22 protein-coding genes are annotated in these 21081 nt (G+C 37.5%); 17 read left to right on the top strand and 5 right to left on the bottom strand.

Annotated elements, in window-relative coordinates; all coding sequences use genetic code 11:
- The first annotated feature begins 91 nt into the window (after nt 1-91).
- The 3 genes from mbcS to rarD all read left to right on the top strand — a co-directional run bounded on the left by mbcS (nt 92) and on the right by rarD (nt 4559).
- Nucleotides 92-1678 carry an acyl-CoA synthetase MbcS gene (gene mbcS, locus V7127_RS06140; RefSeq protein WP_335347556.1) on the top strand — a complete coding sequence of 529 codons (1587 nt, stop codon included), beginning with the start codon at nt 92-94 and terminating at the stop codon, nt 1676-1678.
- Between the two features lie 251 nt (nt 1679-1929).
- The gene (locus V7127_RS06135; protein WP_335347555.1) at nt 1930-3540 is read left to right on the top strand and encodes an amidohydrolase; all 1611 of its coding nucleotides are present in this window, start codon (nt 1930-1932) and stop codon (nt 3538-3540) included.
- A gap of 86 nt (nt 3541-3626) precedes the next feature.
- The gene (gene rarD, locus V7127_RS06130) at nt 3627-4559 is read left to right on the top strand and encodes an EamA family transporter RarD (protein WP_335348508.1); all 933 of its coding nucleotides are present in this window, start codon (nt 3627-3629) and stop codon (nt 4557-4559) included.
- 61 nt (nt 4560-4620) lie between these two features.
- On the opposite strand, the gene V7127_RS06125 is transcribed toward rarD, so the two are convergent.
- Nucleotides 4621-5421, bottom strand: a complete 801-nt coding sequence (locus tag V7127_RS06125) for an NAD kinase (protein ID WP_335346474.1) — start codon at nt 5419-5421, stop codon at nt 4621-4623.
- 196 nt (nt 5422-5617) lie between these two features.
- Between V7127_RS06125 and sppA the strand changes: the two genes are divergently transcribed.
- From sppA to V7127_RS06080, 9 genes are all read left to right on the top strand, one after another.
- On the top strand, nt 5618-6628 hold the full coding sequence (gene sppA, locus V7127_RS06120) for a signal peptide peptidase SppA (protein WP_335484319.1): 1011 nt from the start codon (nt 5618-5620) through the stop codon (nt 6626-6628).
- 155 nt (nt 6629-6783) lie between these two features.
- Nucleotides 6784-7173: an RDD family protein gene (locus V7127_RS06115; protein ID WP_438823974.1), complete on the top strand. Its 390-nt coding sequence runs from the start codon at nt 6784-6786 to the stop codon at nt 7171-7173.
- Nucleotides 7174-7274: 101 nt separating this feature from the next.
- Entirely contained in the window at nt 7275-7964 is a 690-nt protein-coding gene (locus V7127_RS06110) for a DUF2953 domain-containing protein (protein WP_335346477.1), read from the top strand.
- 18 nt (nt 7965-7982) lie between these two features.
- Nucleotides 7983-8447 carry a GerW family sporulation protein gene (gene ytfJ, locus V7127_RS06105; protein WP_335346478.1) on the top strand — a complete coding sequence of 155 codons (465 nt, stop codon included), beginning with the start codon at nt 7983-7985 and terminating at the stop codon, nt 8445-8447.
- Between the two features lie 159 nt (nt 8448-8606).
- A complete protein-coding gene (gene tpx / locus V7127_RS06100; RefSeq protein ID WP_335346479.1) occupies nt 8607-9107 on the top strand; it encodes a thiol peroxidase in 501 nt (166 codons plus the stop codon).
- Nucleotides 9108-9230: 123 nt separating this feature from the next.
- Nucleotides 9231-10217 (top strand): class I SAM-dependent methyltransferase, encoded by a 987-nt coding sequence (locus V7127_RS06095; protein ID WP_335346480.1) that lies wholly within the window; start codon nt 9231-9233, stop codon nt 10215-10217.
- Nucleotides 10218-10347: 130 nt separating this feature from the next.
- Nucleotides 10348-11538: an acetate kinase gene (locus V7127_RS06090; protein WP_335346481.1), complete on the top strand. Its 1191-nt coding sequence runs from the start codon at nt 10348-10350 to the stop codon at nt 11536-11538.
- 68 nt (nt 11539-11606) lie between these two features.
- Nucleotides 11607-12449: an EcsC family protein gene (locus V7127_RS06085; protein ID WP_335346482.1), complete on the top strand. Its 843-nt coding sequence runs from the start codon at nt 11607-11609 to the stop codon at nt 12447-12449.
- Nucleotides 12446-12958 (top strand): MogA/MoaB family molybdenum cofactor biosynthesis protein, encoded by a 513-nt coding sequence (locus V7127_RS06080; protein WP_335346483.1) that lies wholly within the window; start codon nt 12446-12448, stop codon nt 12956-12958. The genes V7127_RS06085 and V7127_RS06080 overlap by 4 nt, the downstream gene beginning before the upstream one ends.
- A gap of 55 nt (nt 12959-13013) precedes the next feature.
- Here the strand turns inward: V7127_RS06080 and V7127_RS06075 are convergent, their stop codons facing one another.
- On the bottom strand, nt 13014-13328 hold the full coding sequence (locus V7127_RS06075) for a hypothetical protein (RefSeq protein ID WP_335346484.1): 315 nt from the start codon (nt 13326-13328) through the stop codon (nt 13014-13016).
- Nucleotides 13329-13725: 397 nt separating this feature from the next.
- Between V7127_RS06075 and pbp4b the strand changes: the two genes are divergently transcribed.
- The 3 genes from pbp4b to argH all read left to right on the top strand — a co-directional run bounded on the left by pbp4b (nt 13726) and on the right by argH (nt 17774).
- Nucleotides 13726-15003: a penicillin binding protein PBP4B gene (gene pbp4b, locus V7127_RS06070; protein ID WP_335346488.1), complete on the top strand. Its 1278-nt coding sequence runs from the start codon at nt 13726-13728 to the stop codon at nt 15001-15003.
- Between the two features lie 186 nt (nt 15004-15189).
- On the top strand, nt 15190-16398 hold the full coding sequence (locus V7127_RS06065; RefSeq protein ID WP_335346485.1) for an argininosuccinate synthase: 1209 nt from the start codon (nt 15190-15192) through the stop codon (nt 16396-16398).
- The gene (gene argH, locus V7127_RS06060) at nt 16395-17774 is read left to right on the top strand and encodes an argininosuccinate lyase (RefSeq protein ID WP_335346486.1); all 1380 of its coding nucleotides are present in this window, start codon (nt 16395-16397) and stop codon (nt 17772-17774) included. Before V7127_RS06065 ends, argH begins: the two co-directional genes overlap by 4 nt.
- A 40-nt stretch (nt 17775-17814) precedes the next feature.
- Here the strand turns inward: argH and V7127_RS06055 are convergent, their stop codons facing one another.
- From V7127_RS06055 to V7127_RS06045, 3 genes are all read right to left on the bottom strand, one after another.
- Nucleotides 17815-18081 carry a YciI family protein gene (locus V7127_RS06055; RefSeq protein ID WP_335346487.1) on the bottom strand — a complete coding sequence of 89 codons (267 nt, stop codon included), beginning with the start codon at nt 18079-18081 and terminating at the stop codon, nt 17815-17817.
- 256 nt (nt 18082-18337) lie between these two features.
- Entirely contained in the window at nt 18338-18946 is a 609-nt protein-coding gene (locus V7127_RS06050) for a DedA family protein (protein WP_438823973.1), read from the bottom strand.
- A gap of 149 nt (nt 18947-19095) precedes the next feature.
- Nucleotides 19096-19548 (bottom strand): universal stress protein, encoded by a 453-nt coding sequence (locus V7127_RS06045; protein ID WP_335484315.1) that lies wholly within the window; start codon nt 19546-19548, stop codon nt 19096-19098.
- A gap of 112 nt (nt 19549-19660) precedes the next feature.
- Here V7127_RS06045 and V7127_RS06040 point away from each other — a divergent pair, with 112 nt between their 5' ends.
- Complete coding sequence (locus V7127_RS06040; RefSeq protein ID WP_335484314.1) at nt 19661-19825, top strand: hypothetical protein; 165 nt, start codon at nt 19661-19663, stop codon at nt 19823-19825.
- Between the two features lie 310 nt (nt 19826-20135).
- Nucleotides 20136-21014, top strand: a complete 879-nt coding sequence (locus V7127_RS06035) for a nuclease-related domain-containing protein (RefSeq protein WP_335484312.1) — start codon at nt 20136-20138, stop codon at nt 21012-21014.
- Nucleotides 21015-21081: the final 67 nt, after the last annotated feature.

Raw genomic sequence — 21081 nt, 5'->3', positions numbered from 1 at the left:
ATTTAAAATTTCAAATTAATTTAGTATAATCATTTTAAAAGAACCATCTTGAGCAAGGCATGAGATTAGACAGACTATTGGGGGAGATTTGATGAAGCGTGAAGACTTATTAGCACCTGAGAAGTACAATCTAGTATCCGAAATAGAGCGATTTGCAAGTGATTCTAATAGGCTTGCAATTAAATGGGAAAATGAACTTGGGGACAAAAAAGAGGTTACGTACAAAGAACTGCTTAAAAATGCAAACAGAATCGGGAATGTTTTCCTTCAACATGGCCTGAAAAAAGGTGATGTTCTTTTAATCGTTGTTCCTCGGCTTATAGAAGCCTATCAAGTATACATAGCAGCTTTAAAAGCTGGTTTAGTAGTCATTCCAAGCTCTGAAATGCTTCGAACAAAAGACCTCCAATATCGGATTACACATGGTGATGTAAAGGGTATCGTTAGTTATTTCCCATATGTCGATCAATTTGAACATATAAAGGAAATAGAGAATTTACCAAAGTTTGTGATTGGAAGCCCGCAAGAACAATGGATCGATTTAAATAAAGAAATGGAAGCTGCTACGGACGAGCTGCCATTGGCTGATACAAGTAAAAGTGACATGGCGTTTCTTTCTTATACATCCGGGACGACAGGAAATCCAAAAGGCGTTGTCCACACTCATGGCTGGGCATTTGCCCATCTGCGAGCGGCAGCACCAAACTGGCTTTGTATCGAAGAAGGTGATACTGTTTGGGCAACAGCAGGTCCGGGCTGGCAGAAGTGGATATGGAGTCCATTCCTTTCCGTATTAGGCTCTGGAGCAACTGGCTTCGTCTATAATGGGAAATTTGAAGCAAAGAAATACTTGCAGCTTCTTCAGCAGTATGAAGTAAATGTTCTATGCTGTACACCTACAGAATATCGAATTATGGCAAAGGTAGATAATATTCATGAATATAAGCTGCCGAATTTAAGAAGTGCTGTTTCAGCAGGTGAGCCTTTGAATAGTGAAGTAATTGAAACTTTTAAAAGGTACTTTAATGTGGCTGTGCGTGATGGTTATGGCCAAACAGAAAATACATTGCTTGTTGGTATTACAAAAGGAATGGATTTAAAGGCTGGTTCTATGGGGAAACCTATACCAGGGAATAGTGTAGAAATTATCAATGAAAACGGCGAACCTTGCGGAGTAAATGAGGTGGGAGATATCGCTGTTCATATAGATACACCAGCCCTATTTAAAAAATATTATAAAGATCCTGAAAGAACGGCCATGCAGTTCAGAGGAGCTTATTATATTACAGGGGATAAAGCAAAGAAAGATGAAGAGGGTTATTTCTGGTTTGAAGGCCGCGGAGATGATATCATCATCAGTTCTGGCTATACAATTGGACCATTCGAGGTGGAGGATGCACTTGTCAAACATCCTTTTGTGAAGGAGTGTGCGGTCGTTGCAAGCCCTGATGAGGTTCGCGGGAATATTGTCAAAGCCTTTGTTGTTTTGCAGGATGGAATAAATGAAGACGATTCGCACATTGTGAAAACCCTTCAAGAACATGTGAAGGAACTGACAGCGCCATATAAATATCCTCGTAAAATCGAGTTTTTAGCTGAGCTGCCAAAAACAACATCTGGTAAAATTCGCCGTGTTGAACTTCGAAAACAAGAAATGGAAGCAGCAGCGAAAAAATAAACACAATATTTTAGAGCGATCAATTATTCATGCAGGCGAAAAACCGCCTGCATTTTGTCTAGCTTCAGCGCCTACCCCCGAAGTACAGGACGTACTAGTGTCGACAGTGCGACAGGACGTCGCGTTTTTGTCGACCTCGAGGTCACAAGCCAATCCTGAAAGGTAGAGCTCACCTTTCCGTGAGGATTGTCCTGTGCTTGTCGGGGGTGACCAAGGCGCTTCAACTTTTCTACTAATATGGAGGTATGGACATGGGCACACTTTGGTACGGTGGAAATATTTATTCTTTATTAGAGCAAAATCATAAGGTAGAAGCTGTTTATACGAAAGGAAACCGAATCGTTGCAATGGGAACTGAGGCAGATTTGAAGCAGAGATTTGGCCATGAAATAGAGAGCAATACTGATTTACATGGTGACACGATGCTTCCTGGATTTGTTGATAGCCATATGCACCTTATTGGATATGGTGAAAAGCTGAATCGACTTGATTTAACAAATTGTCAATCGAAAGAGGAAGCTCTGCAGGCGGTAAAGCAATATTCCGCAACAATTGAAAAAGGAGAATGGATTATCGGCGATGGCTGGAATGAAAATCTATGGGGGCCCCGAGCTGCACCCATCTTTAATTATGAATTAGATAAAATTGTTCCGGATCATCCAGTCTTTCTAAAGAGGGTTTGCAGACATGCACTTGTCGCAAATTCTAAAGCACTCGAAGCTGCAAATATCAATGAACATACAGCTAATCCGGAAGGAGGGGTGATAGGAAGGGATGAAAATGGAAAGCTGAATGGCTTGCTAAAGGAAGAGGCTCAAGAACTTTTATATCGTGTTCTTCCAGTAGTATCTGCTGCCAATCTAAAAAGCTACATTCGTGCAGCTATTCAAAGTGCCTACAAATTAGGATTAACAGGTGTACATACAGAGGATTTAAGCTACTTTGGCGGATACGAGAGAACATTACAAGCTTTTAAGGATGTCATTGAGGAGGAAGGCTATTCCTTTCGGGCTCATCTTTTAGTTCATCACCTTGTTGTAGATGATATGAAGGGAGCGGGAGAAAGCTTTCTGAGCGGTAATGAATGGATTGAATTTGGAGCAATGAAGATTTTTGCTGATGGTTCATTAGGAAGCAGTACTGCATTGCTAAGTCACCCATATGCTGATGATCCTTCTACATCAGGCGTAGCGATCTTTTCACAGGATCAATTAGATCAACTTGTTAAGAAGGCGAGAGAATATAAATTGCCTGTAGCCGTTCATGCGATCGGTGATTTAGCATTTGAAATGGTTTTGAATGCAATTGAAAAACATCCATTGAGCGGGAATGGGCGTGATCGGCTCATACATGCCCAAATTCTTCGGATGGATTTAATTGAACGTGCAAAAAGGCTGCCGTTAATTTTAGATATTCAACCAAGATTTCTTGCTTCTGATTTTCCATGGGTGATAGACCGAGTCGGCGGGGAACAGGATAAATATCTGTATGCTTGGAACACGTTATTAAAGGAAGGTCTTCCGTGTGCTGGGGGATCAGATGCACCAATCGAACCATTAAGCCCGCTTTTAGGCATTCATGCAGCCGTTACGAGGACGAATGTTAATGATCCGGATAAAACAGTTTATTTTCCAGAAGAAGCATTATCTGTTTTCGAGGCTGTCGGTCTTTTTACGAAGGGGAGTGCCTATGCTGCTTGTCACGAAAATGATAGAGGTTTAATCAAAGAAGGATTTTTAGCTGATTTCACCATTTTGAAAGAGGATATTTTTAACATTGACTTACATTCCATACCGGATATTACCGTTTCAAAAACGATCATTGGCGGAAAAATTGTCTTTGATTCATCGAACAAAGATTAAATGGATAAAATTAAAAGATTGCCAGCATCTTTCAGTTCGAACTATAATATTAATATTTCGATACTAGAAAGAATTGAGGAATAAATATGAAAAATAATGAAATAAAGTCAGGAGTCTTTTATGCTGGCTTTTCCTATATCATTTGGGGATTACTGCCGATATATTGGAAGCTCCTTCATCATGTTAACGCGGACGAAATTTTGGTCAACCGAATTTTCTGGTCCTTTTTCTTTGTGGTCGGGATTCTGCTTGTAACAAAAAAGTGGGGAGAATTTCTTCAAATTTTGAAGAATTTCCGTACGAATAAAAAGCAATTATCCGCACTTATTATGGCGTCAATGTTAATAAGCTGTAACTGGTTTATTTACATATGGGCAGTTAATACGGATCAAATAATTGAAGCAAGCCTTGGATACTATATAAATCCACTTGTTAGTGTTTTATTGGGGATGATCGTTTTTAGAGAAAGATTATCGCAGGCACAGTATCTTTCGTTTGCGCTAGCGGCAATTGGCGTTCTAATTCTGACTATTTCTTATGGAAGCTTTCCATGGATATCAATTCTTCTAGCTTTATCTTTCGGCCTTTACGGGTTATCAAAAAAGATGATTAAGGTAGATTCCTCCATTGGGCTAGCTCTCGAAACACTTGTCGTTACTCCACTAGCTTTTATTTATATGGCCGTTCTTTTCGTAAAAGGAAACCAGTCATTCTTATCTGTATCAATTGGAACGGATCTGCTGCTAATTGGAGCAGGGGCAGCTACTGCCATTCCTCTTCTATATTTTGCAAAAGGTGCTCAAAAAATACCAATGTCCACCTTAGGATTCTTACAATTTATCGCACCTACAATTTCATTAATTCTTGGGGTATTCGTTTACCATGAGCATTTTACGAAAGTACATTTGATTTCATTTATTTTTATTTGGTCTGCCATTACAATCTTTTCATTATCTAAAACAAAGTTTTTTGTTTTGTTAAATTCTAAAAGAAATAAGGGAAATAGTTTAGGAGTTTGAGAGTAATAAGAAAATAATATTTTTGAGGAGCTGTTCAAGGGGACAGCTCCTCAAATTTACATTATAAAAATGTTCTCTGTACCTTTTCCCAAAATGAATTATCTTTTAATTTGACTGTTTTTATGATTTTACCACTAAGTTTAATATCAACTTTCTCTACGTGCTGAATACTTAATGCCTCATTATCCATTGCCATTGTAGGATGATCATTCCCGTCCTGCACAACCCCAAATGTTAATTTCCTGTCACCGCTTAGAATAAAGGATGAACCAAGTGTCCGGTACCGGTTATTATTTAATGAAGCCATTTCACTTACCTGCAGACAAGGAATAAGCGGGTCTACGATCGAACCTTTTAATGATTTATTATACGCAGTACTCCCTGTTGGCGTTGCCACAACCATTCCATCGCCACGGAACGTTTCGAAATGAAAATCATCGATAAATACATCTAACACAAATGTTTTAATAATAGCTGAGCGTATACTAAATTCATTTAAACAATAAAAGGAGGTTTGATCATCAACAGATACCTCAATAGTTGGATATCGACGGACTTCAACCTTTTCATTTGTCATCGCTTCACTCATTTGATCTGGATGATCAATATGGAAGTCGCAATAAAGGCTAGGACGATCCATAGTAGAAATTCCGATGTATAAACAATCATCTCTAAATCCTGTTTTCCGAACAGCCTGCAAAAACGCACCATCTCCGCCAATGCTTGCAATTATGTTTGCTTTTTTGTAATCAGTCACAATATTAAATTGATGAGCTAGTGCAAGCTCATGAAGGGGTTCAACCTTCTCTTTCATTTCAGAATTATTATTATAATAAAAATAAACATTTCGACGAGTAGTCATGTGAATTCCTCCAAAAAATAGAGATTATTAAGTGCATATTCAAACAACATTGTTGAAAAATTTGGTATGATAGGTAATGTTTCTCGACTCAGTTTACACTTTTTTGAAACATTTATAAAGTTTAATACGTATGAAAGACTGGATTGTATAAAGATAAGTTATGCAGTTTGTCTTTTTTAATTAAGGGGGATTAAAAATGAATGGAAAGCGTTGGGCCGCATTAGGGATTGCGGGTGTATTATTTGTTTTTTCTATTGTGACGAATTTCCTTACGGGACTGGCATTTAAAGATTTTGAAACTTCGATTACTGATTTATTTGCTTCGAGCAATGCCGGTTTTGTTGAAGAAATAATGGATGAAGGCAATCAAATGAAGAAAATTGTTGTCTTGGATGTAGATGGAGTCATTCAAGATACGGGTGATGCTGCTTCACTTTTTTCTAGCGCAGGCTACAACCATAAAGGATTTATGAAGAAGCTTGATCAGGTTAAGGATGATTCAACGGTAAAGGCCATCGTCATAAGGGTCAACACTCCAGGAGGAGGGGTCGTTGAAAGTGCAGAAATTCATGATAAAATCAAAGAAATTCAATCGGAAACGAATAAGCCAGTTTATATTTCAATGGGATCTATGGCGGCTTCAGGCGGATATTATATATCTGCACCTGCCGATAAAATCTTTGCTAGCCCAGAAACGTTAACAGGCTCTTTGGGAGTCATTATGCAAGGTGTTAACTATTCTGGTCTTGCCGAAAAATATGGCGTGGATTTTGTAACCATCAAGAGCGGGCCTTATAAGGATATTATGAGTCCGTCAAGAGAAATGACAGCTGATGAAAGAGAAATCCTTCAATCGATGATTGACAATTCCTATGAAGGATTTGTAAAGGTCATTTCTGAAGGACGAAATATTCCTGTTGCTCAAGTAAAGGAAATTGCAGATGGAAGAATTTATGACGGCAGACAGGCACAGAAATTAAACTTAATTGATGGTTTTGGATACTTGGATGATGTCATTGACACCCTTAAACAGGATCATAAGCTAAAGGGTGCACAAGTTGTGAGATATACTGAAAATCTTGGTTTTGGTTCCATGTTTAGTATGGGAGCACAAAAGCTTATGGGCAAAGATATCGAAATGGCGGGGCTGATGAAGCTTTTGTCACAGCCTAATTCACCGCGTCTCATGTATTTATATGCAGAATAGGAGGTGCAAAGATGAACCGATCAGATGAAGAAATGAATGTAAGTGATGAAAAAAGTGAAGAATTATTGGCAATAGCGAAATCAGAAACTGAAAGCATTCATCGTCAAAGTGACCAAATTGGCCAACTGGCTCCCTTACGATTTGCGGGTTTCTGGATGAGATTTTGGGCTTATTTGCTTGACTTGATTGTCATTGGGAGTATAGATCGCATTCTGATCAATCCTATCTTTCGAGCTTTAGACATTCCGCTAACTGAATTCAATATCTTTGCGCCGATTACGATTGCAACCGCTGTTACGTTCTATGCTTATTTTGTTCTGATGACACGTTTCTTCAATCAAACACTTGGAAAGATGGCTTTTGGGTTAAAAGTGGTTGATTTAAAAGGGCAGAAGCTAACATGGGGAACGATCATTTTTAGAGAATGGATTGGCCGTTTTATTTCAGCAACAATTATGATTGGGTATGTGGTTGTCGCCTTTTTACCAAAAAAGCAAGGACTGCATGATCTTTTTTCTGATACAACAGTCATCCATGAAAAATAATATTGATTATTCTTAAATAAACCTGCATGGCTGTTTATAGCCTGCAGGTTTATTTTTCCTTTTGGCGGCAATAATAATAGGCTGAAAGGTTGTGACTTGATTTGAAATGGATTCTAATTGCCTTAGCGATATTGGTCATTATTTTTATTATCATTCTTATTACGAAATTAAAGGTTTATTTTCATTATAACCATCATAATGATGATGATCATCTAAAAATAGAATTCAGGGCATGGTTCGGTCTAATCAGATATAAAATAGAGCTCCCGCTTATTAAAATTGATGATAATTCACCAACTATTGTAGTTAAACAAAAGAAGGGTACGAAAGATCAATCCAAGAAGAAAGATACAAAGCAATATGATGCGGATGACTTGCTAAATAGTTTTCATGATATGAAAGAGCTGCTTAGAAAAGTGGTATCTTTTAATAAAATTATTAGGAAGTTTTTACGAAAGGTTACCATACAGAAGATGGAATGGCACACAGCTTTTGGTATTGGAGATGCCGCATACACAGGAATGCTTACAGGTGCATTTTGGGGTATTAAAGGGGGGATTATCGGCATTGTCAGTCACTTTATGCGACTTAAGACTATTCCCAGCTTAAGCATTACTCCTCAATTTCAATTTGCATTATCCAAGACATCCATTTCATGTATTATTTATTTTCGAATCGGACATGCTATGTTAGCAGGAATTAAATTGCTTAAATATTGGAAAGGCGGAAGACCTAATTTTAAAGCAAAACCCTTATCGGCCTTGTCTAATAATAAAACTAAATCAATATAGAAAAGGGGGGTGCAGTATATGTCTGAGCATCCAATTCAAGGACTAATGACAACTGCCATGGAAAATCTGAAAGAAATGATTGATGTCAATACTATAATCGGTGACCCTGTTGAAACACCAGATGGCAGTGTAATCTTAACGGTTTCAAAGGTTGGTTTCGGTTTCGCCGCTGGTGGGAGCGAATTTAAACTAGAGGGACAAACAAATGGCGGCGGACAGGGACAATCTGGCGGTCATCCATTTGGGGGAGGAAGCGGCGGAGGAGTTTCCATTACGCCTATTGCTTTTCTCATCGTAAATTCAAGCGGGGTGAAAATGGTTCACCTTGATGAAAGCACTCATTTATACGAGAGAATACTTGATCTTGCTCCTCAAGCAGTAGACAAAATTCAGCAGATGTTTAATAACAAGAATAACCAGGGAAGCAGCAATCACACCCCTACAAATGAATATGACGGTCCAAAACATGATTTAAATATTTAATTTAAAAAGTTAACTTTCCAAAATTCAGGAAGGTTAACTTTTTTCTTGGCTAATATTTTATGGCTAAAGTAAGTAAGAAATAAAGTCAATAAAATTGCAAATCTTTAGTTAAGAGGATATATTTACAATGTACATATATTGTTTAAGGAGATGAAGAGGATGGCAAATATTACGTTTAAAGGAAACGCAGTAACGCTTTTAGGAAATGAAGTGAAAGTAGGAGATAAAGCTCCTGAATTTAATGTTCTTGCCAATGATCTATCAGCAGTAACTTTAGCAGATTCTAAAGGCCAAGTTCGTTTAATCAGTGTGGTTCCTTCTATTGATACAGGAGTTTGTGACGCACAAACTCGCCGTTTTAATGAAGAAGCTTCGAAATTAGACAATGTAAAGATTTTAACTGTAAGCGTAGACCTTCCTTTCGCCCAAAAACGCTGGTGTGCGGCAGCTGGAATTGAAAATGTTCAAACTCTATCAGATCATCGCGATCTTTCTTTTGGGGAAGCATACGGAGTTGCTATTCAAGAATTACGTCTATTAGCACGTGCTGTTTTTGTAGTAGACTCAAATGACAACGTTACTCACGCCGAATATGTAAGTGAAGCAACTGACCATCCAAACTATGAAGCTGCGGTAGAAGCTGCAAAAGCAGCGAGGTAAGTAGAAATTCGAAAAAGTAATGCAAAAGCGCCNNNNGGCGCTTTTGCATTACTTTGCTTGAATCTTGTTAATCTGCAAAAAGGTCTGTAAAATAGGACAGAGAAAGAATCGGGAGGATTTATAATGAATAGAACGACTCCGGTTGAGGAATTGTTTACTGTTTTTAATGAAACAGCAATGATAATTAAAGAAGAACTGTCTTGTACATATTTAGAAGCATTAGCTGAAACAGGAGAAAATTTGTTTCATGGAAGTATCATACAGGAAGAGCTAAGTGAATTAACGGCTAAAAGGGTAGAAAAAAGTTATGAATCGATTCAAATGGACAACTTTACAAAGGAAGAGATCCGGAAGTCCTTTCAGCTCGTGATTCTTAAAGGGATGAACGAAATGATACAGCCCAATCACCAGATGACACCCGATGCTGTTGGACTGCTCATAGGCTATCTCGTTAATAAGTTTGTACAAAAAAATGAGTACCGTTTACTGGATCCTGCAGTTGGAACTGGAAACCTTTTAACAACAGTCATCAATCAGCAGCAAAACAAAACTGTCCATGCGACTGGGATTGAAATTGATGATATTTTAATTAGGCTTAGTTATGTAAACGCAAATCTACAGCAGCACCCACTACGTCTTTTTAATCAAGATAGTTTGGAGCCATTGTTTATTGAAGAGGCAGATGCTGTTGTAAGTGATTTGCCTGTTGGATATTATCCGAATGACGTGAGAGCGGCAGACTATGAAATAAAAGCCGATCAAGGCCATACATATGCACATCACCTGTTCATTGAGCAGAGCATTCGCCATGTGAAAGAAGGCGGCTATTTATTTTTCATCGTTCCAAATGGTCTATTTGAAAGCGAACAGGCACCCAAGCTTCACGATTTTATAAAGAAGAATGCAAACATACAATGTCTTTTGCAGTTGCCTCTCTCTCTCTTCAAAAATGAAAAAGCAGCCAAAAGTATCTTTATTCTTCAGAAAAAAGGAGAAGGTGTGAAGCCGCCAAAGCAAGTGCTCCTTGCTAATCTCCCTAGCTTGTCTAAGACGAATGAGGTCGAGAAAATACTGCTAAAAATCGATGGATGGTATAAGGAAAATAAATAAGAAAGAAGCCGATTTTCCTCCGGCTTCTTTCTTCATGTTAGTTTTAAATGGAAATTAAGAGATATTAATAGCATCTATAGTGCAAAATAAGGGAGACCTATAAGAGCCAATATAAAGGAGCGGTTGAAAGATGGCGAAAATTATAGCGATAAATGCTGGTAGTTCCTCATTGAAATTTCAGTTGTTTGATATGCCGAGTGAAGAAGTTATCACAAAGGGTTTAATAGAGAGAATTGGACAGAGTACAGGGGTATTTAATATATTTGCAAATGGCAAAAAAATTAAAGAAACAGCTATAATTCCTGATCATGATGCAGCTGTTGCTCTTCTGCTAAATAAATTAACAGCATTAAAAATTATCCATTCATTAAATGAAATTGAGGGCATTGGCCACCGAGTCGCACATGGTGGAGAAGAGTTTTCTGATTCTGCGATAATAACGGATGAGGTTCAGACGAGAATTGAAGAATATTCAGAGCTAGCCCCTCTCCATAATCCGGCTAATATTGCTGGGATAAATGCATTTAAGCAAGTGCTGCCAAAGGTGCCGGCAGTGGCGGTGTTTGATACAGCTTTTCACCAGACAATGCCAGAGAACTCTTTCCTTTACAGTCTTCCCTATGAATATTATAAAAAATATGGAATTAGAAAATATGGCTTCCATGGTACCTCTCATAAGTATGTATCACAGCGGGCCGCCAGCATGCTTGGACGCTCTCTTAACCAGCTGCGTTTAATTTCATGCCATCTTGGGAATGGAGCTAGTATTGCGGCCATTCAAGGCGGGAAGTCGATTGATACTTCTATGGGGTTCACTCCGTTAGCTGGGGTAACAATGGGAACCCGTTCTGGAAATATCGATCCTGCATTAATTCCATTCATTATGGAAAAAACGAATAAATCAGCAGACGAAGTGCTGGATGTTCTAAACAAAAAGAGCGGAATGCTAGCATTATCCGGGTTCTCAAGTGACATTCGTGATATTGAAATGGAAGCTGCAGAGGGAAATGACAGAGCGAAATTAGCACTGGAAGTGTTTGCAAATAAAATTCATAAATACATTGGTTCTTATGCGGCACGTATGTCTGGTGTTGATGCGATTATCTTCACAGCTGGTATTGGTGAAAATAGTGACGTCATTCGTAAACGAATTCTTCATGGTTTAGAATTTATGGGAGTTTACTGGGATCCTTCACTTAATAAAGTACGAGGAGAGGAAGCTTTTATCAACTATCCTCATTCACCAGTTAAAGTGCTAGTCATTCCAACGAACGAGGAAGTGATGATTGCGAGGGATGTTGTAAGACTTGCTCATATATAAGTAGAAGAATTTCCCACTTAAGTTATGCTATACTAATAAAAAAAGTATTTTGAATGGAGGAAAACAGCATGGCTTTGACCGAACGGGAACAAAAGGTCTGGTCCGAAATTCAAGAGTGGGAAAACAAACTTTACAGCTACGAATCAAATGATTTTGAATTAACTTATGAAAAATACATGGAGAAATCCTTTCATTTACTTCCGGAAAATATTCAGCAGCAAGTTTTTAGTGCATTGGATAATTGGATGTTTCATCTTCACGCCTTAATACAAGGATCACAGCTTCAACTAGATGCTAAAGAAAGGATCCTACAGGCAGGCAGAGTATTTAATGTACAAATCGAAAGCGTAGTAGACCTACAATTATTAACGATTGATCAGCTTCAATACATAGCCGAGCAGCAAATTGCCCGTCACCGGCTTTATTCCTTTGCACAGGGAGGCTTAGCTGGAACAGGAAGTTCACTTATGCTTGGTGCAGATATTCCCGCAATGGCTGTCATCAATTTAAGAGTTGTTCAGCTCATTGCGATGACATATGGAATAGAGGTAAATACCCCTTATGAAATGATGAGTTCTCTTAAAGTTTTTCATGCTGCCACCCTTCCTTCGCGCATGCAAATGAGGGCTTGGGAAGAATTAATTAGTGAATTGCAAAATGAACAGGATTTTTATTTCTATGAGGGGAAAGAGGAAATTGCAGATGTCTCCTGGATGGAACAGCCTGTGAAACAGTTATTAAAAGGTGTAGCGATATACATGTTTCGAAATAAATTTATCCAAGGAATTCCGTTAATTAGTATGGCTATTGGTGCTGGGATAAATTATCAGCTTACACGAAAAGTAACCGAGTTTGCTCACAAATATTATCAATATCGATACTTGTATAAGAAAGGGGAAGACGCCTCTTGAGTACAATAGAACATAAGATGGAAGCACCAAAGCAGGTCACCTGTAAAGTGATCACTGTTAGTGATACTCGTGATAAAGTAACCGATAAAAGCGGGAAGCTAATGATTGAACGATTACAAGAGGAAGGCCATATTGTAAAGGACTATGTAATCGTGATAGATGATGCAGTTGAGCTTCGGACGGAGGTTCTAAAGGGTTGCGAAGATCCAGAAATTGATGTCGTGCTTACGAATGGAGGAACTGGCATCGCCCTCCGTGATATAACGATTGAAACCGTCAAGGAATTATTCGATAAAGAAATTATCGGCTTTGGTGAACTATTTAGAATGCTTAGCTATCAAGAAGATATTGGATCTGCTGCCATTCTTTCGAGAGCCGTTGCTGGTGTTGTGAAAAATAAGGCTGTATTTTCAACACCAGGCTCTTCAGGTGCAGTGCGCTTAGCGATGAATAAACTGATTTTACCTGAGATTGGGCATGTGGTTAGGGAATTAAAAAAGGATTTGTAAAATAAAGAAAGAAGAAATCCACTTGATTAACATTATATGGATTTCTTCTTTTTATTTATAAATGAGCTTTTTCAGAAATATCCTGATGAGTCCTATACCAAAGCCACAGATCGTTAATGACGGAGGCGAGCTCAGAAATCTCGCTGTTCAGCTCACAAGATTTAATGAAATTTTCCTCATCATTAAGCTGTGCCTGCTTTATATTAATTAATTCCTCGAGTTCAGCGATTCGATCAGGAATTCTTCCCCTGGTAATCTCCCATCGATATAAAATATGCTGCTTTATCTTATCTGAGTAAAGGTCCCATTCCTGATCGAAGGAAGGAATGGAGATACCAAGCCGTTCATTGTGTGAAAAATACTCCACCATTTATTAATCCTCCAAGTCTGTAATGCTTACATTCTACTATATTCAGTTCTTGCGTTCCACGGATTATTCCCTTTTGCAGCATTTTAATAAGTTAACCTTTAAATGGGAATACCTTAACAGTAACGAAAGAACTACGTTGAATTCCTGCTAAGCTCTTATAAGAGTTCAATTGAGGGGAAAATGACCTATTTATTAACTAAGGCATTTACAAGCCCATTTATGCTGGATAAGATTAAAATAGTTTTAGAATATTCTGTAATTGGGGAGGAAAAGAATGAAAAACTATTTGATCAGATTCATTATCATTATTTTGGCTTTAGGCATCATAATGCCATGGAGCTCAATTGGCCACGCCACTGTAACAAGTCAAGCAGAAATAGCCTTATCCAATCAAAATATGCTCAGCAATCCTACTAAGGAGGAGAAAGTTAAGTATCCAACCTTAAAGAAAGCTGGGAAGCCAGAGGAGGCGGGATTTTCATCTCAAAAACTGCGACAAGTGGATCAGTTAATTGAACAGGAGATAAATAACGGATTCCCGGGAGCTGCACTAGTAGTCATTAAAGACGGAAAAATAGTTAAAAATACAGCCTATGGCTATGCGAAAAAATATGAAGGACACGACCTATTAAAGCATCCTCAAAAAATGAAAGTGGATACGATGTTTGATTTGGCTTCCAATACAAAAATGTATTCTGTCAACTATGCGCTGCAGCATTTAGTTAGTGAAGGGAAAATCGATTTAAACGAGACTATTCAGCACTACTTCCCATCCTTCAAAGATCACCCATCAGATAAAATTAAAGGAAAAGATCATCTTCGGATTATCGATCTCCTCCATCATACGGCCGGTTTTCCATCAAGTGTTCATTACCATAATCCAGTAAGAGCGGGGGAATTATACTCCCAGGATCGTTCGACAACCTTGGAAATGATCTTAAAAACTCCTCTTCAAAATGTGCCAGGCACCACTGTGGTCTATAGTGATATAGATTATATGCTTCTTGGATTTATCATCGAAAAAGTAACAGGATTGCCATTAGACCAATACGTTGAAACGCATATTTATAAACCTTTAGGGCTAAAATCAACAATGTTCAACCCCCTTAGTAAAGGTTTTAAAGAAAAGGATTTTGCTGCCACTGAGTTAATGGGAAATACACGTGATGGCGTCATTTCGTTTCCTAATATAAGAACTTATACATTACAAGGTGAAGTCCACGATGAGAAGTCTTTCTATTCTATGGGCGGTGTTTCTGGGCACGCAGGCTTATTTTCCACAACCGGAGATCTAGCTGTATTGCTCCAAGTCATGCTGAATGATGGTGGGTATGGGAAAGTAAAACTTTTTGATAAAGAAACGATTGATCTATTTGTTCAACCATCTGAGATGAATCCTACATATGGTTTAGGGTGGAGAATAAATTCGAATGATAGCATGAAATGGATGTTCAGCGAGTATGCTAATCATCAAGTAATTGGTCATACTGGGTGGACTGGGACGATAACAGTGATTGACAGAGAAAATAATTTAGCTATTGCGTTATTAACAAATAAAAAGCATTCTCCAGTTATTGATCCAATGGTCGATTCAAACAGATTTTATGGAGACACATTTGATATAAGTCAATATGGAAGTATTGTTACAGCTGTTTATGAAGCAATGAATAAATAGACCGAAGAAGCAGAATTCCTCAGATTCTGCTTCTTCTTTATTTTTAAAAACATGAATCTATTTTTATACATTTTTTTGAAAAAAGTATTGATTTTGATCAAAATTATGATAATATAATACATTATAAATGAATAAACATTACAAAATATGAATAAATATTCGATAAATATTAGGAGGAATTACAACATGTCAAATCCAAAAGTTGTTCTTGCCTATTCAGGCGGATTAGATACTTCAGTAGCAATCAAGTGGTTAGAGGAGCAAGGATATGCAGTTGTTGCTTGCTGTTTAGATGTTGGTGAAGGCAAGGATTTAAGCTTCATCCAGGAAAAAGCTTTAACAGTTGGTGCTGTAGAATCATATGTAATTGATGCTAAAGAAGAGTTTGCGAATGAATATGCATTAATGGCTCTTCAAGCTCATGCATTATATGAAGGTGTTTATCCGCTAGTATCTGCACTTTCTCGTCCACTTATCGCGAAAAAGCTAGTAGAAGTGGCTGAAAAAGAAGGAGCAGTTGCAGTGGCACACGGATGTACTGGTAAAGGAAATGACCAGGTTCGTTTCGAGGTAGCTATTCATGCATTAAATCCAGAATTAGAAGTATTAGCGCCAGTTCGTGAGTGGAAATGGTCACGTGAGGAAGAGATTGAATATGCTAAGCAAAAGAATATTCCAATTCCTATTAATCTAGATTCTCCATTCTCAATCGACCAAAACTTATGGGGAAGAAGCAATGAGTGCGGAATTTTAGAAGATCCTTGGGCAGCACCGCCTGAAGAAGCTTATGAATTAACTTCTAATCTTGAAAATGCACCTGATACACCAGATATTGTAGAAATCGGATTTGAACAGGGTGTTCCTGTTAGCTTGAACGGGAAACAATATCCATTAGCTGAGCTTATCTTAGAGTTAAACTCCCTTGCAGGAAAACATGGTGTTGGCCGTATCGACCACGTTGAAAACCGTTTAGTAGGAATTAAATCTCGTGAAGTGTATGAGTGCCCAGGCGCAATGACATTAATTAAAGCACATAAAGAGCTCGAAGATTTAACACTTGTTAAAGAAGTAGCTCATTTTAAACCAAATATCGAAAAGAAAATCGCAGAGCTTATCTATGAAGGCTTATGGTTCTCACCATTAAGAAAAGCATTAGCAGCTTTCTTAGAAGAAACTCAAAAGTTTGTAACTGGTACAGTTCGTGTAAAGTTATTTAAAGGACACGCAATTGTTGAAGGAAGAAAATCTCCATATTCTTTATACGATGAAAAGCTTGCTACTTATACATCTGATGATGAATTTGATCATAATGCAGCAGTTGGTTTTATTAAGCTTTGGGGATTACCAACAAAGGTTCAAAGCATTGTCCAGCAAAACAAGAAGGTGAACGTGTGAAAAAACTATGGGGCGGCCGTTTCACAAAATCAGCTGAGGAATGGGTAGACGAATTTGGCGCATCGATTTCCTTTGACCAGGAACTAGTTATGGAAGATATTGAGGGCAGCATCGCTCATGTCACCATGCTTGCCAAATGCGGAATCATTTCTGAAGAAGAAGCAGCCAAGATTAAAAGTGGCCTTGAGCAATTAAAGGAAAAAGCAGCAAACGATGAATTAGCTTATTCAGTGAAGCTTGAAGATATCCATTTAAATCTGGAAAGCTATTTAACAGAGCTTGTAGGTCCTGTTGGCGGAAAACTTCATACTGCACGCAGCCGTAATGATCAGGTTGCTACCGACATGCACTTATATTTACGCAATCAGGTTCAAGTGATTATTGAGTTAATTGAGGAAATGCAGCAAGCATTATTAGAGCAAGCAGAAGCAAATGTTGAAACGGTCATGCCAGGCTATACACATCTTCAGCGTGCCCAGCCAATCTCATTTGCTCACCATTTAATGGCTTATTTCTGGATGCTTGAGCGTGATAAAGAACGTTTCACTGAAAGTGTCAAAAGAATTAACTTGTCCCCGCTTGGTGCTGGAGCGCTTGCGGGAACAACCTTCCCAATTGATCGTCATCTAAGTGCAGAATTGCTGGGATTTGAAGGAATTTACGAGAATAGCCTTGATGCTGTAAGTGACCGTGATTTCATTCTAGAGTTTTTATCTGGCAGCTCGATTTTTATGATGCACTTATCTAGATTAAGCGAGGAATTTATTCTTTGGTCCAGCCAAGAATTCAAGTTTATTGAGCTTGATGATAGCTTTGCAACTGGAAGCAGCATTATGCCGCAAAAGAAAAATCCGGATATGGCTGAGTTAATCCGCGGTAAAACAGGACGGGTTTATGGGAATTTAATGGGGCTATTAACAGTGTTAAAAGGACTCCCGCTTGCTTACAATAAGGATATGCAAGAGGATAAGGAAGGCATGTTCGATACTGTTAAGACAGTAACAGGCTCCCTTAAAATTTTTGCCGGCATGATCCGTACGATGACAGTCAATACCGATCAAATGGAAAAGGCAACGAAAACTGATTTTTCAAATGCAACGGAGCTAGCTGATTATTTATCAAGCAAAGGGATTCCTTTCAGAGAAGCTCATGAAATTGTAGGAAAGCTAGTGTTAACATGTGTGAATAAAGGCTGTTTTCTTGCCGATTTATCATTAGAAGAATTTGTAGAAGCACATCCATTATTTGAAAATGATATTTATGAAGTATTAGATCCTGTAACAGCTGTGAAGAGGCGTAATAGTGCTGGCGGAACTGGCTTTAAACAAATCATGACTGCGATTGAAAAAGCGAAGGAATTAATAGTTAAAAAATAAGCTGAAAAAGGAGTGCCGGCTCTAGTCCGCACTCCTTTTTTTATACATTTAGGTTACTTTTCCACTCTTTTAATATAAATTCACGTGTCTTTTCAATCGCTGCTGGATCATTGTCAGCGAGCTGCTGAGCCTCCACCAAAGATTCCGCACGGAAAATAATTAAACCACCTGTATGGTCAGTAAACGGCCCTTTTGCAATAATTTTTCCCTTTTCAATTAAATCATTAAGATAATCAATATGCTCTTTACGGATAGCTTCGTCCTTTGCGGGGTCAGTGGTTTTCATTAAAGCAATAAAATAGTTCATCTTAATATCCTCCTGTTTTTTGACAAATTAGAATAATTAGTTTTATATTAACATGTAATCAGAGAAAAATATGGATTTTATGGTAAAATGGAGCAATTTTATCATTTAAAATCAAACTTTATATAAATAGATTGTGAGGGTGTGTGATTTGTTTATTGGAAAATTACGGTATTTAGTAAGTGGAATTTAACAATTTGAAATCAAATCTTCTTCGTGTAATTTAGTAAAATCCGCTGGGGCAAATAGTGTAATATATTTAATTGTAAACCCTTTTGTTTTTTATTTTTTTTCTCCAGTAGTAATAAGCGTAAGCACCTATTGAAAGCAAAATAAAGGGAATAATTATCATGCTGAATTTCGAAAGATAATGTTCTACCTGATGCCAATTTTGTCCAAGAACTTTTCCAGCAGTAATAAACGTAAAAGCCCAGAAGATGGCTCCCGAATAAGCGAATAATGCAAATTTTTTATAGGAATAGCAATTAATACCCGCTAGATAAGCAGTAATATGACGGACTCCAGGGATAAAATAACCAATAAAAAGAAGGAATGGACCAAATTGATTATATAACTTTTTTGCTTTATTTATCTTGTTGTCATTGATATGAAATTTAGGACCGAATTTTTGTAAAAAAGGCAGCCCTAACTTAATTCCTAGTAAGTAGCTTAAAGAAATCCCCCCAATTGCACCAGTAAAAGCACTAAGAAGAGAGGGGATATAAGCAAGTTTTCCTTGAAAAACATTGAATCCAACATATGTAAGCAGCACCTCATCAGGAATTGGCAGCCCGATAATGCCCCCGATTAATGCCAGAATAATTCCCAGATAGCCATAATGTTCAATAAGATGATTGATATGATTAATCAAATAAATGTCCCGCCTATATTAAAAGTTTCTTATAAGTATTTGTTAGTTCTTGAAAATTATTAAACCAAATGTGGAGAAGTTCTTGAGTTACTGAAGTAAAAAAATGATGCTCGGGAATCATGCCCATGCATCATTTAGATTCATATTTATTCTTCATCCTTACTAGTCCGTACTACAAGCACGTCACAATTTGCATAGCGGACAATGTTTTCAGATACACTGCCGATTAGGAATCTTTCCATGGCATTCATTCCTGTTGCCCCGCAAATAATGAGATCGACATTTTGCTTCTTCGCCATATCCTTTGGAATGATGACTTTTGGAGAACCGTAATCTATTACATACTCTACCTTTGCAACTCCCGATTCCATTGCTTCACTCTTATATTTTTCCATTAACTCTCTAGCGAACATATCTGCTCTTTCGGAAATTGTGCGATCGTATGCTTCGACTGTGGCGAAAGTACGTGTATCTATGATGTGGGCTAAAGTAATTTGGGCGTCATTTCTTTTAGCAACTTCAATTGCTTTTTTAAATGCCCATTCTGCTTCTGTTGAACCGTCTACAGCTACTAATATATTTTTATATTTCATCCCCATAAATATCTCCTCCTTTTCCTTTATTATACAGTACCAAAATGTGTATATCTGTAACAAAAAATCGAACAATAAGACAGTTCATTAAAAACTTTATTAAGGAGTTGTATTAAAAATGGAGAAGCGTGACCCAAAAGCACAAGCAAATTATTTCTTCAATGAAGAAGGACAAAACGAGGTAAGCGAGCAAATTATGGATGCCTATAATAGTGGTGTCATCGAACAGTCGGATGCAAATTTTAATTTAACTGATAATGAGGTCGCTGAAGGAGAAGTCTGACAGTGGAAAAAAATTTATAACATAACCGCAAAATGTAAGCAGCTAGAAAAAATGAATCCATTTTTCTAGCTGCTTTTTTTCGTTCGTATGAAGCATAAATCATTCATAATTTATGGAGGGATTTTGTCCAGATTTGTAGAAATACCATATATTCAACATATTTCCCCTATTCCAAACCCCTCGATTACCCTTAACTTTATTACTACATATTTTATTATTCCAAATAAAGGGCAAGGAAGTGAATTATATGATTATTAAGCCTCGGTGTGAACCAGAAGAATTAAGAATTATGAGGCATTTGCACACAAGGGTGAATTTAACTGAAAAGGAGGCAAAAAAATTTCTAACTATGGAAAAAGGCTATGAAGGTGAGAAAAGGTTTGATGAATTATTGGAGAATATTTCGGAGGATTGCACGATCCTAAATGATTTGTTACTGGAAAACAGCAATAGTGTTTTTCAAATTGATTCATTATTAATTTATGATGGAACAGTTCATATCATAAATATAAAAAATTATGAAGGGGATTATATGATTGATGGTGAGAAGTGGTTTAGAGTAGCAAGTAAAAAAGAGATTTCAAATCCATTTTTACAATTGAACCGAAGCGAGTCATTAATGAGGCGGTTGCTAAAGGAAGTAGGATATAATCTGTCAATTAAAACCTACCTTATTTTTATAAACCCCGATTTTATTCTATATCAGGCCCCGCTACATCTGCCTATTATTTTTTCTTCACAGTTGAATCGATTTCTAAATCAATTTAAAACGAGGAATGCCAAACAGCATGAAAATTACTTGGTACTTGCTGAAAAAATAGCGTCTCTCCATATAAAAAATTCACCATATATAAATTTACCAGAATACACATATGAACAACTTTCAAAAGGGATAACATGTCCCGCATGCTATACTTTTATTTCGAATGTGGACAAGGATAAAATCACTTGTAATGGATGTGGATTTCAGGAAGATTTTCAAAGTGCAATTATGCGAGGTGTAGAAGAATATAGACTTTTGTTTCCGGAAAGAAAGATTACTACAGAGGATATTTGGGAGTGGTGTAAAGTAATTCCCTCTAAAAAAACCATTAGACGTATTTTAAAAAGAAACTTCAAACGTATCGGGCATAGCGGTTCTTCTCATTATATTGATGCATCGGTGTTTAAACGTGATTCCCAAGCCTAGGAAAAATAGCTTCGCTCGGTCACTTGTTACTTCATCTGATGCCCGTCAATATGAAAAAAATCCATCC

This window comes from Bacillus sp. JJ1773, assembly GCF_036962035.1.
Lineage (GTDB): Bacteria > Bacillota > Bacilli > Bacillales > Cytobacillaceae > Cytobacillus.
Note: the sequence above shows the minus strand (reverse complement) of the source record. Positions and strands in the feature narration are given on the sequence as shown.

Excerpts from the sequence above, each read along its gene's own strand:
- sppA (WP_335484319.1), top strand. The coding sequence starts at position 5,618 with ATGAATGGAAAGCGTTGGGCCGCATTAGGGATTGCGGGTGTATTATTT.
- mbcS (WP_335347556.1), top strand. The coding sequence starts at position 92 with ATGAAGCGTGAAGACTTATTAGCACCTGAGAAGTACAATCTAGTATCC.
- tpx (WP_335346479.1), top strand. The coding sequence starts at position 8,607 with ATGGCAAATATTACGTTTAAAGGAAACGCAGTAACGCTTTTAGGAAAT.
- V7127_RS06115 (WP_438823974.1), top strand. The coding sequence starts at position 6,784 with ATGAGATTTTGGGCTTATTTGCTTGACTTGATTGTCATTGGGAGTATA.
- V7127_RS06125 (WP_335346474.1), bottom strand. The coding sequence starts at position 5,421 with ATGACTACTCGTCGAAATGTTTATTTTTATTATAATAATAATTCTGAA.
- V7127_RS06055 (WP_335346487.1), bottom strand. The coding sequence starts at position 18,081 with ATGAACTATTTTATTGCTTTAATGAAAACCACTGACCCCGCAAAGGAC.
- ytfJ (WP_335346478.1), top strand. The coding sequence starts at position 7,983 with ATGTCTGAGCATCCAATTCAAGGACTAATGACAACTGCCATGGAAAAT.
- rarD (WP_335348508.1), top strand. The coding sequence starts at position 3,627 with ATGAAAAATAATGAAATAAAGTCAGGAGTCTTTTATGCTGGCTTTTCC.
- V7127_RS06075 (WP_335346484.1), bottom strand. The coding sequence starts at position 13,328 with ATGGTGGAGTATTTTTCACACAATGAACGGCTTGGTATCTCCATTCCT.
- V7127_RS06095 (WP_335346480.1), top strand. The coding sequence starts at position 9,231 with ATGAATAGAACGACTCCGGTTGAGGAATTGTTTACTGTTTTTAATGAA.
- V7127_RS06085 (WP_335346482.1), top strand. The coding sequence starts at position 11,607 with ATGGCTTTGACCGAACGGGAACAAAAGGTCTGGTCCGAAATTCAAGAG.
- V7127_RS06135 (WP_335347555.1), top strand. The coding sequence starts at position 1,930 with ATGGGCACACTTTGGTACGGTGGAAATATTTATTCTTTATTAGAGCAA.
- pbp4b (WP_335346488.1), top strand. The coding sequence starts at position 13,726 with ATGCTCAGCAATCCTACTAAGGAGGAGAAAGTTAAGTATCCAACCTTA.
- V7127_RS06065 (WP_335346485.1), top strand. The coding sequence starts at position 15,190 with ATGTCAAATCCAAAAGTTGTTCTTGCCTATTCAGGCGGATTAGATACT.
- V7127_RS06090 (WP_335346481.1), top strand. The coding sequence starts at position 10,348 with ATGGCGAAAATTATAGCGATAAATGCTGGTAGTTCCTCATTGAAATTT.
- V7127_RS06045 (WP_335484315.1), bottom strand. The coding sequence starts at position 19,548 with ATGGGGATGAAATATAAAAATATATTAGTAGCTGTAGACGGTTCAACA.
- V7127_RS06040 (WP_335484314.1), top strand. The coding sequence starts at position 19,661 with ATGGAGAAGCGTGACCCAAAAGCACAAGCAAATTATTTCTTCAATGAA.